The organism is Bradyrhizobium sp. A11, from assembly GCF_042077125.1.
GTDB classification, from domain to species: domain Bacteria; phylum Pseudomonadota; class Alphaproteobacteria; order Rhizobiales; family Xanthobacteraceae; genus Bradyrhizobium; species Bradyrhizobium japonicum_B.
Window position 1 is genome coordinate 4,080,360 of sequence record NZ_CP149509.1, and the last position, 15,076, is coordinate 4,095,435.

The window sequence follows — 15,076 nt, forward strand, 5'->3', positions numbered from 1 at the left end:
GAAATGCCGAAGAAGATGGGGGAAACATGGTCGAGGTGGAGACCAGCTTGAGATCGTCAGCTGCGCGGAGGCCGGGCTGATGGAAGGATTCTTGCAAGCGCTCGCCGCGGGCGTTCTGATCGGCGGCGTCTACGGCCTGATGTGCGTCGGGCTCGGCCTGATCTTCGGCGTCATGCGGGTCATCAACTTCGCCCATGGCGATTTCATGATGCTCGGCATGTACACCGCCTTCTATCTCTTCACCGCGGCCGGGGTCCAGGCGCTGTTCGGCAACACGGTCGGGCCGTTCGTCGCCATCCTGCTGGCCGGGCCGGTGCTCGCCGTGTTCGGCTATTTCGTGCATCTGGCCCTGATCTCGCACGTCTCGGGCACGCGCACCGCCTCGCTCGAAGGCGAAGGCCACTACGCCCAGCTCATCCTCACGCTCGGCATCGCGCTGATCCTGCAGAACGGCGGCCTCATCGTGTTCGGCTCGGTGCTGGCCTCGATCCGCACGCCGCTGTCGAGCTCGGCCTGGGAGCTCGGGCCCTTCTTCGACATGAGCATCTTCCTCAACAAGGCGCGCAGCATCGACATGGTCGTGTCGCTCGCGATCATGGTCCTGCTCTCGCTCCTGATCACGCGCACCCGGATCGGCAAGTCGCTACGCGCTGCCGCGGACAATCCGACCGCGGCGACCTATATGGGCATCGACGTCGACCGCGCGCACCGCACCGCCTTCGCGCTCGGCTGCGGGATCACCGCGATTGCCGGCGGCTTGCTAGCCACCAACTATCCGTTCCACCCCTTCGTCGGACTCGAATACGTCATCGTCATGTATGCCGGCGTCGTGCTCGGCGGCATGGGCAGCATCATCGGCGCGTTCTGGGGCGGCATGACGATCGGTCTCGTGCAGCAAATGTCGACCCTGATCCTGCCGACGCAGCTGCAGAACGCCGCGATCTTCGCCGTCTTCCTCCTCATCATCTTCTTCCGTCCGCAAGGCTTCTTCGGACGCATGGTGGAGAGGACGTGACCATGCTCCGGATGCGCTCCCTTCTGCCTCCCCTGCTCTTCACGCTTGCCTACGCGGTCGTATCGCTCGGCGTCACCAATTCCTACTACCAGCTCATCCTGACGCTGGTGCCGGTGTGGGCGGTGTTCGGGCTGTCGTGGAATCTGCTCAGCGGTTATACCGGTCTGATCTCGTTCGGCCACGCCGCCTTCTTCGGAATCGGCGCCTATGCGACCGCGCTGGGCCAGATCTATTTCGACATTTCGCCGTGGCTACTGATCCCGATCGCGGCTGTGCTCGGCGGCATCGCCGGGCTTCTGATCGGCTTTCCGACCTTCCGCCTGCAGGGCCACTATTTCGCGCTGGCGATGCTCGCCTATCCGCTCGCCATTCTCTACGTGTTCGAATGGCTCGGCTTCCAGGAGGTCACGCTTCCGATCAAGCGCGACGCGCCGATCGCCTTCATGCAGTTCACCGATCCCCACGTCTACACGTTGCTGGGCCTCGCCATCATGCTCGGCACCATCATGCTGACGCAATGGATCGAGCGCTCCCGCTTCGGCATGGCGCTGCTCGCGATCAAGCAGAACGAGGCCGCAGCCGAGGCCGCCGGTATCAACACGCTGGCCTGGAAGCTGCGCGCGATCACGCTGAGCGGCGCGATCGCCGCCGCGATCGGCGGCTTTTACGCCCAGGTGCTACTGGTCGTGACGCCGCAATCGGTGTTCGGCATGCTGGTGTCGGCGCAGGCGCTGACGGTTGCGATGTTCGGCGGCGTCGGCACGGTCTGGGGACCCGTGATCGGCTCGGTGATCCTGATCCCCCTCGCCGAGATCCTGCACGCCGAAGCCGGCGCGCGCTTTCCCGGCATCCAGGGCGTGATCTTCGGCTTCGCCATCGTCGGCGTCATCCTGATGGCGCCGGAGGGGCTGTTCTGGAAGCTGCGCGATCTCCTGCGCAGGCGTACGGCACCCAAGGCCTCGGCCAGCGATACAGCGGAAGCTGTCGCCAACGTCACGACGCTGAAGCCGGCCGCGCGGCAACGCGCCGCCAAGGGCGAAGTCATGCTCGAGGTGAGAAACCTGTCGCGCTCCTTCGGCGGCCTCAAGGCCGTGCAGGATGTCAGCTTCAAGCTGCACAAGAACGAGATCCTGGGCATCATCGGACCCAACGGCGCCGGCAAGACCACCCTGTTCAACCTCCTCAACGGCTTCCTGAAGCCTAGCCAGGGCGAGGTGCTGATCGACGGCCGCAACATGTCGGGCCAGCGGCCGCACGTGATCTGCGAGGCCGGCATCGGCCGCACCTTCCAGGTGATGCGGCCCTTCCTGCGCATGTCGATCCTCGACAATGTGGTGGTCGGCGCCTATGTGCGCGCACGCACCGACGACGAAGCCCGCAAGCTGGCGGCCGATGCGGTCGCCCGCGTCGGGCTCTCCGCCGTCGCCGACCGTGTCGCCGGCGAGCTCTCCACCAAGGAGCTTCGGTTGATGGAGCTGGCCCGCGCGATTGCCGGCCAGCCGCGCATCCTGCTGCTCGACGAAACGCTCGCGGGCCTCGGCCATGGCGAGGCGGACGAAGTCGTCGCCGTGATCCAGCAGCTCGCGCGCGACGGCATGACCATCGCGATCATCGAGCACACCATGCAGGCCATGGTCCGCCTGGTCGACAGCTTCCTCGTGCTCGACCACGGTGCCGTCATCACCGAGGGCCTGCCCGAAGTCGTGACGCGCGACAGTCGGGTGATCGAGGCCTATCTCGGCAAGAAATGGGTGGGCCATGCTGCGAATTGAGGAATTGAGCGCAGGTTATTCGACGAAGCCCGTCCTGAACCACGTGTCGATCGATGTCGGCGCAGGTCAGTTCGTCGCGATCGTCGGCCCCAACGGCGCCGGCAAGACCACGTTGTTCAAGACCATCTCCGGCATCGTCAAGCCGAGCAGCGGATCGATCACCTTCGACGGCGTCGATCTGCTCGCGGTGCCGCCGCCGCAGCGCGCCCATCTCGGTATCGCCCATGTCCCGGAGGGACGCCAGGTCTTCCCGTCACTGACCGTGATGGAGAACCTGGAGATGGGTGCAATGACGGAGAGCGGCCGCCGCGACTGGCAGGCCAATATCGAGCGCATCTTCGACTGGCTGCCCGTGCTTAAGGAACGCCGCAACCAGTTCGCCGGCACGCTGTCCGGCGGCCAGCAGCAGATGCTCGCGATCGGCCGAGGCCTCGCCTCCTCGCCGAAGCTGTTGATGCTGGACGAACCCTCGATGGGACTTGCGCCCTCGACCGCGGACTTCATCTTCGAGCGGCTGATCGATATCCGCCGCCAGTCCGGGCTGACCATGCTGCTGGTCGAGCAGCGCGTTGCGGAAGCGTTGGAATCCGCTGACCACGGCTATGTCCTCGAAGCCGGCCACGTCGTGCTCCAGGGCAACAACGCCACGCTGCGCGCCGACGACCGCGTGCGCAAAGCCTATCTCGGCATGTGACGACCAAGAAAAAACAGGGAATTGGGAGCAAACAAGATGAGCAAGACTTCGAAAGGCAAGATGGCGAACGGACTGACCCGCCGGACCGTGCTGTCCGGTGCCGCCGCCGTCGGCCTCGCCGGTGTGGCGCGCGCACAAGCCCCGGCAGAAATCAAGGTCGGACTGATCGTGCCATTGTCAGGCATCTACACCCGCCCCGGCCAGGTGATGAAGATGGGCGCCGAGATGGGCATCGAGCACATCAACGCGCAGGGGGGCATCAAGGCGCTCGGCAGCGCCAAGCTGAAGCTGGTCGTGATCGACTGCGGCGACACCACCGAGAAGGCCAAGAACGCGGCGCAGCGCATGGTGGCACAGGAGCCCGACCTCGTCGCCGCAACCGGCGCCTATCTCTCATCCTTCACGCTCGCGGTCACGGAAGTGACCGAGCGCGCCGAACTGCCGGTGCTGACGCTGTCCTACTCGGACCTTCTGACCGACCGCGGCTTCAAATACATCTTCCAGACCGCCGCGACCGCGAGCCGCCAGTCCGAGCTCGGCCTGCCGACATTGATGAAGCTCGCCGAGAACGCCTCCGGCAAGAAGCCAAAGACCGTGGCGATGCTGATGGACAACACCGCGACCTCGGTCGCCACCGCCAAGGCGCTCAAGGAGAAGCTGTTCGCGCAGGAAGGTCTCCAGCTCGTCGTCGAGGAAGTCTGGACCCCGCCGCTGTCAGATGCGACGCCGCTGATCCAGAAGGTGCGCTCGGCCAAGCCCGACCTGCTGCTGTTCATGCCGAATGCCGTGTCGGACGCCAAGCTTGGCCTCGAGAAGATCAGCGAGTTCGGGCTCGGCCAGGGCAAGATCCCGACCGTGTCCTTCAGCATCACCATCGCCGAGCCCGATATGCTGCAGAGCGTCAGCCCGGAGACCGTACAGGGCATCATGACCATCGTCGCCAATTGGGGCTCGAAGGGCCACGAGGCGCTGATCGCCGAGCTCAAGGCCAAATACAAGGAGCCCTGGATGACGCAGAACGTCATCTCGACCTATGGCGACATGTGGTTGATGAAGGAAGCGCTGGAGAAGGCCGGCAAGGCCGATCGCAATGCGGTCGCGCAGGCTTTCCGTACCATGGATGCCGGCCCGTCGAAATATTACCCGGGCGGCCAGCTCAAGTTCGACGAGAAGGGCCGCCGCGTCGGCGCCGGCGTCGTCATCGTGCAATGGCAATCGGGCGTGCCTGTCACCGTTTATCCGCCCGAGCTCGCGCAGGCGCAGCCGTTCTGGCCGAAAAAATCCTGAAGCGTCGCGCGGTTTTTCAGGGAGGAGAATTGTCATGACTGCAAAGAGCAAGACCACGATCTCTCGCCGAACATTGCTGGCCGGCGCCTCCGGCACGCTGATCGCATCCCGCGCTGCCTGGGCGCAGCAGCCTGCCGAGGTGAAGGTCGGCCTGCTGGTGCCGATCTCCGGGCTCTACGCCCGCCCGGGAACGGTGATGCGCGAGGGCGCCGAGATGGCGATCGACCACATCAACGCGCAAGGCGGCGTCAAGGCGCTCGGCGGCGCCAAGCTGAAGCTGGTGGTGCTCGATTCCGGCGACACCACCGAGAAGGCCAAGAACGCCGCGCAGCGCATGGTGGCGCAGGAGACCGACTTGGTCGCGGCCAGCGGCGCCTATCTGTCCTCGTTCACGCTCGCGGTCACCGAGGTGACCGAGCGCGCCAACCTGCCCATGCTCACCCTCTCCTACTCCGACCTGATCACCGAGCGTGGGTTCAAATACGTGTTCCAGACCGCCGCCACCGCGGGGTCGCAGGCACGGCAAGCATTGCCGCAGATCATCAAGCTGGCGGAGACGGCCGCGGGCAAGCGGCCGAAGACGGTCGCGATCCTCACCGACAACACCGGCGCCTCGATCGCCTCCGCCAAGGCCATGCGCGAGGGCCTGCTGGCGGAGAACCAGCTGCAGCTGATCGTCGACGAGACGTTTACGCCGCCGCTCGCCGACGCGACCTCGCTGGTGCAGAAAATCCGTTCCGCCAAGCCGGACCTGCTGTTCTTCCTGCCCACGGTGATCTCGGACGCAAAACTGCTGCTCGAGAAGATGAACGAGTTCGGCCTCGGTCAGGGCAAGATCCCGACGATCTCGTTCGGCATCGCGATCGCCGAACCGGACATGCTGCAGACCGTCAGCCCAGAACTGCTGCAGGGCGTCCTGACCTGCGTCGCAAGCTGGGGCGCCAAGGGCCATGAGGCGCTGATCGCCGAGTTGAAGACCCGCTACAAGGAGCCGTGGATGACGCAGAACGCCATCTCCACCTATGGCGACATGTGGGTGATCAAGGACGCGCTGGAAAAGGCCGGCAAAGCCGATCGGGTCGCCGTCGGCGAAGCGCTGCGCACCATGGATGGCGGCCCCTCGAAATACTATCCGCTAGGCGAGATCAAGTTCGACGAGAAGGGCCGCCGCGTCGGCGCCGGCATGACCATCGTGCAGTGGCAATCCGGCGTGCCGGTGACGGTGTTTCCGCCGGAGCTCGCGCTGGCGAAGCCGTTCTGGCCAAAAAGCTGACATCCGCCCCACAAGAAACGGAGACCACAATGGACAAGGCGACCTACGACCGCGGCCTCGAAATCCGCAAGAGCGTGCTCGGCAACGAGTTCGTCGACAAGGCGATCGCGTCGGCCGACGAGTTCAACCGCCCAATGCAGGACCTCACCACGGAATATTGCTGGGGCTACGTCTGGGGCCGCGAGGGCCTGACGCGAAAGACGCGCAGCTTCCTCAACCTCGCGATGCTGTGCGCGCTCAACCGCCCGCACGAGCTCAAGACTCATGTCCGCGGCGCACTCGCCAACGGCGCGACCAAGGAGGAGATCCGCGAGGTCTTCATGCAGGTCGCGATCTATTGCGGCGTGCCGGCCGGCGTCGATGCTTTCCGCAACGCGAAGGAAGTCTTCGCCGAGCTCGACAAGAAGTAGCTGAGCAGGTTCGCGATGAAGGGTAAATGGGCGCTCGTGACCGGTGCGACGGCAGGCCTCGGCCTTGCGGTCGCGGAAGGCCTTGCCGGCGCGGGCGCCAACATTGTCCTGCACGACCTCGCTCAGCCGAAGCAGGCTGCAGACGATCTGCGCGCCCGCTTCGGCATTGAGACGATCGCAGCCGGCGCCGACCTGTCGCGCCGCGAAGCGATCGAGACCATGATGACGGATCTGCGCGACCGCTGCGGCGCCATCGACGTCCTCGTCAATAACGCCGTCGTCAGGCATTTCGCCGCGATCGAGCAGTTTCCGCCCGACCGCTGGGACGAGGCGCTGGCCGTCAATTTGTCGGCGCCGTTCCACCTCATCCGCCTGGCGCTGCCGGCGATGAAGCAGCGCGGCTGGGGCCGGATCATCAATATGGGCTCGATCTATTCGAGCCGTGCGGTCGAGAACCGCATCGACTACGTCACCACCAAGACGGCGATCGCAGGCATGACCCGCGCCGTCGCCATCGAGACGGCGCGCAGCGGCATCACCTGCAACACTCTCTGCCCCGGCACGCTGCCGACGCCCGCCATCCTGAACAAGATTGCGGGGATGGCGGAGGGCAGCGGCCGTCCCGTCGCGGAGGTCACGCGCGACTATCTCGGCGAGCGCCAGCCCACTCAGCGCTTCATCGAGATGGACGCCGTCGCGGCCATGGTCGTCTTCCTCTGCGGCCCCGCCGCAAACGACGTCACCGGCGCCAGCCTGCCGATCGACGGGGGCTGGTCCGTGGCATGAGCACATGGGAACGGGAGTTTTGCGATGACTGAACGATCAGGCCAGACCGCCGTGCTCACGGGCGCCGCCGGCGGCATGGGGCGCGCCATTACCAAGGCGCTGCTGGACAGCGGCCGCCGCGTCGTGCTGGTCGACCGCGACGCCAAGGCGCTTGAACAACTGGCGGCGACGGCAGGCGATGCGGTGGTCCCGATCCAGCTTGACGTCAGCGATGCCAAGGCTGTCGATCGCCTGCCCGATGCCATTCCCGCTCATTTCAAGCCGGTCGATATCCTCATCAACAATGCCGGCCACGACATCGGCGGCCGGACGCGCTTCGACATCGGTTCTGCCGACGACTGGTCCAACATCATCCAGACCAATCTGATCGGCCTGATGCGCGTCACCCGCGCGATCCTGCCCGCGATGGTCCAGCGCAACGCCGGCCATATCGTCAACATCAGCTCCATCAACGCGGTGCGGATCGTGCCCGACATGGCCGCCTACAGCACCAGCAAGGCGGGCGTGCACATGTTCACCGAGACCCTCCGCGGCGAGCTCGCGGACACCGCGATCCGGGTCACCGAGCTGCAGCCCGGGCTGACCCGCACCAACATCATCCTAACCCGCTACCGCGGCGATCAGCAGAAGGAAAAGGAGTATTTCGATCAGTTCAGGATGGCGCTCGATCCCGCCGATATCGCGCGGTCGATCGTGTTCGCCCTCGACCAGCCCGCCCACGTTCAAATTGCCGAAATGATGATTCTGCCTGTAAACCGGTACTGAGTTTTCCCGAACAGGACCAGAACATGGAAAGACGCCGCGAATTGCAGTCGACACTCCGCATCGAGGACGTCCCGACCGTCCGGGCGATGGTGGCGCAGAAGCTGCGTGCGGCGATCATGTCGGGAACGCTGAAGCCGGGCCAGCGCCTGGTCGAGCGCGAGCTCTGCGAGATGATGGGTGTCAGCCGTCCCTCGATCCGCGAGGCGCTGCGGGCGCTCGAGGCCGACGGGCTGGTCAACACGGTCCCGCACCGCGGCCCCGTGGTGTCCACGATCAGCCTGGAAGAGGCACGGCAGCTCTACGCCGCACGCGCGGTGCTCGAAGGCTTCGCCGGACGCGAATGCGCGCGGCTGCACGATCCCGAGGTGGCACGCCGGATCGGCGACGCCCTGACGCGGCTGAAGGCCGCCGCCGCCAAGCAGGATCTCGTCGGCAGCCTCGAAGCCAAGACCGATTTCTACGCAGCGCTGATCGGCGGCTGCCGCAATGCGTTCATCGAGCGCATGCTCAAGCCGCTGCACGATCGCATCCAGCTGCTGCGGATCACCTCGATGTCGCAGCCGAAGCGGATCAACAAGAGCCTGCGCGAAGTCACTGCGATCTGGCGAGCGATCCAGAACGGCGACCCGGATCTCGCCGAACGCTGCTGCGTCGACCACATCAATGCGGCTGCGGTGGCAGCGCTCGACATGATCGAAAAATCGTCGGCGGCCAAGGAGGCGGCGCCTACCGACGACTAGAACAATGCCGCCAGGGAGTGTTCGATGACGTTTCTCGTACGATCGCTGATCCTGTTCCTCCTGCTCTATCCCTGCGGCGCGGCGATCGCGGACGACTACCCCGCCCGCCCGATCACGGTCATCGTGCCGTTCTCCGCCGGCGGGCCCGGCGACGTCATCGCGCGCATCCTCGGCAGCGCCATGAGCGCGACGCTGAAACAATCCATCGTCATCGAAAATGTCGTCGGCGCCGGCGGCACGCTCGGCACCAACCGCGTCGCCAAGGCGGCCCCTGACGGCTATACGTTGCTGCTGATGCATGTCGGCCAAGCCACGGCACCTGCCCTTTACGCCAAGCTGCCGTTCGACCCAGTCGGCGACTTCGCCCCGATCGGGCTCGTCACCGACGTCCCGATGATCCTGGTGGCGCGGCCGAACTATCCCGCCAAGGACCTCGGCGAGCTCATCACGCAGATTCGCAAGGCCGGCGACAAGGTTACTTTCGGTAATGTCGGTCTCGGCTCGGCATCGCAGCTCTGCGGCCTGATGTTCATGAGCGCCACGGATACCAAGCTCACCCCGATCTACTACAAGGGCGGCGGACCGGCGCTGAACGACGTCATCGCCGGCCACATCGACGTCTATTGCGATCCCGCGACCGGACCGACGCCCTACATCCAGTCGAACACGATCAAGGGCTACGCGATCACCAGCAAGACGCGCGTTGCGACGCTGCCTGAGGTGCCGACCTCGACGGAATCCGGCGTTCCCGAATTCGACGTGACGACTTGGTATGGTCTGTACGCGCCGAAGGGGACGCCGAAACCGGTGATCGACCACCTCGTCGCCGCGCTGCAGGCGGCGCTGAGGGACCCGGCACTGATCAGCCGCTTTGCCGAGCTCAGCATGACTCCCGTCGAATCCGAGCGTGCGACGCCGGAAGCGCTCGAAGCGTTCTTGAAAGCCGAGATCGGCAAATGGAAACGGATCATCAAAGCCGCCGGTATCGATCCACAGTAGACGCTAGCGGCGGAGAGGCCGATGCCTCTCTACATGCTGCGATAGCGCACCATCTGTACGACGACGAAGCAAAGCAGGATGCGCAAATGAACGCATCAAGCGCCGAGCGAAACAAGCAAAAGGAAGGTGAACGTTTGTCAGAATGGGAATGCGCGTCTTGACAGAATGAAACGGCCTGACGCGCTAAGTTATTGAAAATATTGGAGCGGGTGAAGGGAATCGAACCCTCGTATTCAGCTTGGAAGTCTTCGAATTTCCGCAGTGTTTTCAAGCCCCATTCCGACAATTCGCAGCCTTTTTGCTCATTGAGATCACTACAGAATTTGCTTTTGTCGGAATGATGTTCGAGTTGGCTGTCTACTGGCGGCAAGGTGCTCGGACTGCCTCTTTGCTCTTTTCGATTTCAGAAGTGAACGCTCGACCTGGCCGATGCTCGGATCCATTCGGGCCGACCATCAGACCAAACCGGCAGAAGGGGCCTGCTCGGCTGTATACGCGCGGGCCGACGGCCCCTCACAGTTGTAATTTTCGATCTATGCGCGATAAGATAGCCAGGTACTACTTTCACCGTTTGCCATTCGTTATTGCCGATGGGCTTTAGATTTCGTCGCAGTTTCAAGATTGTCGGCGAAATCGTCGTGGTCACCGACGACGACGATCGCGAGGGTGAAGGCGACCTCGTCGTCGCCGCCTCGCAGTGCACGGCTGAGAAGATGGCCTTCATCATCCGCCATACATCGGGAATCGTTTGCGCTCCGATTACCCTCGAAGACGCGAGACGCCTGCGGCTTGACCCGATGGTTCTCAACAACGACTCGGCTCACACCACGGCGTTCACCGTGTCGGTGGACTACCGGCCGGATAACGGAACGGGCATCTCGGCCGAAGAACGGGCCTCGTGCTGCCGAGCACTCGCCAACCCCAACGCCGGCGCCGGCGATTTTTGCCGGCCGGGACACGTCTTCCCTCTGATCGCAAAGGAGGGGGGCGTACTCATGCGCTCGGGTCACACCGAGGCCGCCGTCGACCTGTGCAGACTGGCAGGTGTCGAGCCGGTCGGTGTCATCAGCGAACTGATGAACGACGATGGCTCAGTGATGAAGGGTCCGCAAGTCGCGGCGTTCGCCGACAAGCACAAGCTGAAACAGGTCGCCATCGCTGACCTCATCAGCTTCCGGCAGGCCCGCGAGACGCTGATCGAGCGCGTCTCGAGCGTCACGACGGAGAGCCCGATCGGCCCGCTCCAGGGCTATTCGTATCGCTCGCCGTTCGACCCCATTCATCACGTCGCCTATATCTACGGAGAACTGGGCGACGGCACCAACGTCCTCACGCGCTTCTACAAACCTAACATCCTGCGCGATTTGTTCTCGGGTCAGGAACACGCCAAGATGAACGTCATTCTGCAACGCTTCAAGGATAACGGCAGCGGCGTGCTCGTCTATCTCCGCGACGGCGCGGCGGGTGTTCCGCCTGCGCCGTTAGGCCCGACCGGTTCGCGCGAAGACGACCGCAATCGGCAATGGCGAGAGATCGGCGTCGGCGCCCAGATCCTGCGGGATCTCAAGATCAGTTCCATCCGTCACCTCACGTCGTCGACGCATCACTTCAAGGGACTGTCAGGCTTTGGCATCGAGATCGTCCGAAACGAAGCGCTCTAACTCCAGCCATCTGCGTTGCGAAAGTCTATTGAGTGCGTCCCGAACCTCACGCATCCGACTAAGCTTGCAGTCCGTTTCGCGACAGATCTCCCCCGGCCCAGCCTGGCCGGCCTCGCGCTCGGAGAAGTAGCGCGCCGGCGACTTGCCAAGCGCCTTCTTGAACATGGTGATGAACGCTTCACCGACGCGTAGCCGAGCGCCTCCCCTTCGCACCGCGCTCAGTTGTCGAGTTCGGCGCACAGGCGAGATTGGCAATACCGGATTTGGCCGCCAGTCTGTTCGATCTCCCAAACAAGCCGAGCTACGGGGACCATCTGGAAAGGCAGCTACGGGTCATACTCGCTAACTCAGTAAGCACGGCTTGAGCCAGACGAATGTCCGTAGCTTCTCCTTCATCTTGGTCATCGCACAGGTCACCTGAACGGTAGAAGCGAATTGCTTCAAGCTTGACCTTGATGCCAGTCAAGGTGCATGCGCGCAGTCGCTCAATTCGCCCGACGATTTCGATGGCTCCCTCGTAGGCCTGCTCGGCGAACCTGGCTGTGTCCACCAATTGCGGCGAGGAATCGCAAAGGCGAATTGTGCGGACGGCAGCTCCAAGCTATGCTTGTGATCCGGCCCTGCACCTCCTGTATGGCTTCCTTCGCTTCATACGTCACCTTGGGAGGCTTGGGCGCTGCGTCCCTTGCCCTCTCGATCTTAGGCTGGCCGGCTTTCTTCCGCCGCCAGATGTCGTCTGCAATCGCGTCCAATTCGTCCTTGGATAGCGTCCATCGGTTTTCTCGCTCCCACTTCTCGCGGTTAAGCTTAGGCGTGAGGTCGACGATTGTCGTCTGCGGCTGCTTCAGGGCCCTTTCAAGCGCCATTCCTGTCTCGAGCGCAGCGAATCCAGATGCCGCAAGATCCTTGTGCACCTGCCCCTTCTCGTCGAACGTCAGATAGCTTCCTTGTGTTCGCTGGATGCGAACCGGCTTCTTTCCTTCGCTTTCGAGAATGACGTCTGCGACCCTCTGCTTGGTGCCGGCGTACTGCGGCATGGCGTCTTTGCCGCGGATCAGGCCCATCCTCACTCGCTGCGACATCGCCTGAAGCCCGTCTTCGGCGAAGAGGTAAAAACGGATTGAAAGCCCCATGTGACCGTCCCTGATGGGCCAACATGTTTCCCCGCATCGACGGAATGGGCAATACCAAATGGGTTGGAAATTTCCGATGGGCTATGTCCCGGTCAAAAACTTTCGCCTGCCCTACATCCTCTGTGGGAGGCTCGCCTAAAGCTTGGCGGAGAATGCAGGAGAGCGCCGCATCCTGAAGGAGGAAGGTTTTCAAGACCGCAGGCAGACCATTTCGTCTGGCCTCTCCAAACTAGTCGGCCTGGCGGCACGTGAAGACACCGGTACGTCAAGGGCCAAATATGCGAGCATCTTCATCTCGCGACGACCGCGGGTAACGGTGTCCAAGATCAGGCCCGAAGAAACCGACAGCATGCCCATGATCATCAGTCCCATCGACAATACCGCCGTCGGGAGCCGCGGCACCAACCCGGTTTCCAGGAACGTGATGATGATCGGTACGGCAAGGCCAATAGACAATGCTGCGAGCCCTGCGGCGATGCAGGCAAAAAAATGAAGGGGCCTCTCCGACCGGTACAGCTTCAGCATCGTTGCAACGATACGGAGCCCGTCTTTCCAGGTGTTGAGCTTAGAACTCGACCCGACAGGCCTCGCAAAATAGAGCGTCTCGAGTTCTCCAACTGGCAGCGACAATTCCAACGCATGCACGGCCAACTCAGTCTCGATCTCGAATCCGTTCGACAGCGCCGGAAAGGACTTCACGAATCGACGCGAAAAGATGCGATAGCCCGATAGAATATCTTTGAACGCTCGACCGAAGATCAGCGACAGAAGGCCTGTCAGCATCCGGTTCCCAGTCCGATGGCCCCGCCGATACGCTGCCTCGGATTGATCCACACGAACGCCAACGACCATATCCAACTGTTCCGCGATGAGCTTATGAATGAGGCGCGGTGCGCTGGATGCGTCATAGGTAGCATCGCCGTCGACAAGGACGTAGATGTCGGCCTCAATGGCGGCGAACATCCGTCGGACCACATGCCCCTTTCCCTGCGCGCGTTCGCTGCGCACCACCGCTCCGCTCTCCGCCGCCATCTCTGCAGTGCGATCCACACAGTTGTTCTCGTAGACGTAGACTTCGGCACCGGGCAGAGTGTTACGGAAATCTCTCACGACTGTGCCGACGGTCGCCTCCTCATTGTAGCAAGGCACCAGGACGGCGATTCTGAACTGCGAGAGGTTCATTGAATTTCTCGCGCTCGAAAGCCTTCTCGCGACGACCATCGGCGCGCCGCCACGAAGACCTGTCTGGCGTCCGTCACGCGGGCCGCCATCAGGGCCGCGGCCGCTATAACGCCGATCGCTGCTGCTGCGCTTCTCGATACAAAGAACGCATGGATCTGGCTATGATTGCTCAAAATCTCAAACCACACCACAGGGATCAGAGCCGGCCAAGCCAACGCCAGTGAAGGTCGCCGCAGTGGTATGCGGAAGGTCAACAGCACCGGCAGAAGTATCAGCATTCCCCAACTAAAGAATGCATTGGTGAAGACCTTTGCCGTCGCCGCAAGCGGGAAATGCCACACCTTGACGTTGTCACCACCAATCCTAAACAGGACGGTATCGATGACGTCAGCCTTAATATCGAACGATGGCTCGACGACAAAGGCTGCCACCCATTTTGCTGCCCAGGTAGCTCCATAGGCCGAAAACCAGATTCCAACACAGATCAAAGCGATCGGAGCGCCTCGACCAGCCACGACAAGAAAGAACGCCAATAGCATCGGCATCCACGGCGGGTTGACCAAGAAGTCGACGAAATTGAAGAGCGAGCCGAAGGCGGCCGCTATCACAATCAAGACCTGGTCCGTCGCCCGCTTCCTGACCGCCGCGGCGAAGATGGCGGCGCCGCCAAGGATGATGGCCGTACTAATGGCATGTGGCGTGATTTGCCAGATGCGCACGAAGTCCGACATGAATAACACTGGTGCACATAGCCCAATCGTCGCGGCAACGCCGATCAGCTTGGCCGCTTCAGAACAGAAGAGGACAGCCAAAACCACCAGAACCATCAGATTTAGAAGCTTGAGCACCAGGATCGGAAGAACCGACGCCAGCGGTGCAGCGTAGGCCCGGTAGCCATGCCAATAGCGAGAGTACCGTTGCCATGTGACGGACGTTGGGTCAGTAGCCGCCGCCTTAAGGTCATCACAGGAATGCCGCTCAGAAACGGGTCTGGAAGCCGTGATTCCAGCGGCGGCCGGGCCGACGGCTGGCTGGAGCCCGATCCCGAGCGAATAGCAGTCCGTGAAGCGGTCTCCGCCGGTGATCCAGAAATTCTTGGAGTGAAAACTCGTCTCAAGAACACCTGAATCGAAAGCATCCCGGATGTGCTCCCAAGTCCTGTGGTGGGAGATCACGCGGTCCAAGTTCGACATCAGCAAAAAGTAAACAGGTTGCAACGCAGCAACCAACAGTCCGGCCAAGAGTATGGCCGGAAAATATCGCTTCAACTTCGCCCCCTTGCCCAGAAAGCGCGCGACGTTACCACTACAACTAGCGATGGCGCAAGATGCTGCGCCACTCTCTGCGACCAAATCCAGC

Annotated in this window: 14 protein-coding genes; 11 read left to right on the plus strand and 3 right to left on the minus strand. The window is 62.8% G+C overall.

Annotation, left to right across the window (positions count from 1 at the left end; genetic code table 11):
• The first annotated feature begins 79 nt into the window (after window positions 1-79).
• The 11 genes from WI560_RS19130 to ribB all read left to right on the plus strand — a co-directional run bounded on the left by WI560_RS19130 (window position 80) and on the right by ribB (window position 11,402).
• Window positions 80-1,015, plus strand: a complete 936-nt coding sequence (locus tag WI560_RS19130; protein ID WP_257195951.1) for a branched-chain amino acid ABC transporter permease — start codon at window positions 80-82, stop codon at window positions 1,013-1,015.
• Window positions 1,016-1,017: 2 nt separating this feature from the next.
• Window positions 1,018-2,787, plus strand: coding sequence for an ATP-binding cassette domain-containing protein (locus WI560_RS19135; protein WP_375308867.1), 1,770 nt, complete (start codon window positions 1,018-1,020; stop codon window positions 2,785-2,787).
• Window positions 2,774-3,481 (plus strand): ABC transporter ATP-binding protein, encoded by a 708-nt coding sequence (locus tag WI560_RS19140; RefSeq protein WP_375304403.1) that lies wholly within the window; start codon window positions 2,774-2,776, stop codon window positions 3,479-3,481. The genes WI560_RS19135 and WI560_RS19140 overlap by 14 nt, the downstream gene beginning before the upstream one ends.
• 36 nt (window positions 3,482-3,517) lie before the next feature.
• Window positions 3,518-4,768, plus strand: a complete 1,251-nt coding sequence (locus tag WI560_RS19145; protein WP_375304404.1) for an ABC transporter substrate-binding protein — start codon at window positions 3,518-3,520, stop codon at window positions 4,766-4,768.
• A gap of 34 nt (window positions 4,769-4,802) precedes the next feature.
• A complete protein-coding gene (locus tag WI560_RS19150; protein WP_257195954.1) occupies window positions 4,803-6,041 on the plus strand; it encodes an ABC transporter substrate-binding protein in 1,239 nt (412 codons plus the stop codon).
• Window positions 6,042-6,070: 29 nt separating this feature from the next.
• Complete coding sequence (locus WI560_RS19155) at window positions 6,071-6,451, plus strand: carboxymuconolactone decarboxylase family protein (protein ID WP_028137140.1); 381 nt, start codon at window positions 6,071-6,073, stop codon at window positions 6,449-6,451.
• Between the two features lie 15 nt (window positions 6,452-6,466).
• Window positions 6,467-7,237, plus strand: a complete 771-nt coding sequence (locus tag WI560_RS19160) for an SDR family oxidoreductase (RefSeq protein ID WP_375304405.1) — start codon at window positions 6,467-6,469, stop codon at window positions 7,235-7,237.
• A 24-nt stretch (window positions 7,238-7,261) separates the two neighbouring features.
• Complete coding sequence (locus WI560_RS19165; protein ID WP_375304406.1) at window positions 7,262-8,002, plus strand: SDR family oxidoreductase; 741 nt, start codon at window positions 7,262-7,264, stop codon at window positions 8,000-8,002.
• Window positions 8,003-8,025: 23 nt separating this feature from the next.
• Complete coding sequence (locus WI560_RS19170) at window positions 8,026-8,742, plus strand: GntR family transcriptional regulator (protein WP_049820176.1); 717 nt, start codon at window positions 8,026-8,028, stop codon at window positions 8,740-8,742.
• A gap of 24 nt (window positions 8,743-8,766) precedes the next feature.
• A complete protein-coding gene (locus WI560_RS19175; protein ID WP_375304407.1) occupies window positions 8,767-9,741 on the plus strand; it encodes a tripartite tricarboxylate transporter substrate-binding protein in 975 nt (324 codons plus the stop codon).
• Between the two features lie 590 nt (window positions 9,742-10,331).
• Entirely contained in the window at window positions 10,332-11,402 is a 1,071-nt protein-coding gene (gene ribB, locus WI560_RS19180; RefSeq protein WP_375304408.1) for a 3,4-dihydroxy-2-butanone-4-phosphate synthase, read from the plus strand.
• A gap of 485 nt (window positions 11,403-11,887) precedes the next feature.
• On the opposite strand, the gene WI560_RS19185 is transcribed toward ribB, so the two are convergent.
• From WI560_RS19185 to WI560_RS19195, 3 genes are all read right to left on the minus strand, one after another.
• Window positions 11,888-12,535: a hypothetical protein gene (locus WI560_RS19185; RefSeq protein WP_375304409.1), complete on the minus strand. Its 648-nt coding sequence runs from the start codon at window positions 12,533-12,535 to the stop codon at window positions 11,888-11,890.
• A gap of 189 nt (window positions 12,536-12,724) precedes the next feature.
• On the minus strand, window positions 12,725-13,717 hold the full coding sequence (locus WI560_RS19190; RefSeq protein ID WP_375304410.1) for a glycosyltransferase family 2 protein: 993 nt from the start codon (window positions 13,715-13,717) through the stop codon (window positions 12,725-12,727).
• A complete protein-coding gene (locus tag WI560_RS19195; protein WP_375304411.1) occupies window positions 13,714-14,985 on the minus strand; it encodes a hypothetical protein in 1,272 nt (423 codons plus the stop codon). Before WI560_RS19195 ends, WI560_RS19190 begins: the two co-directional genes overlap by 4 nt.
• Between the last annotated feature and the right edge of the window lie 91 nt (window positions 14,986-15,076).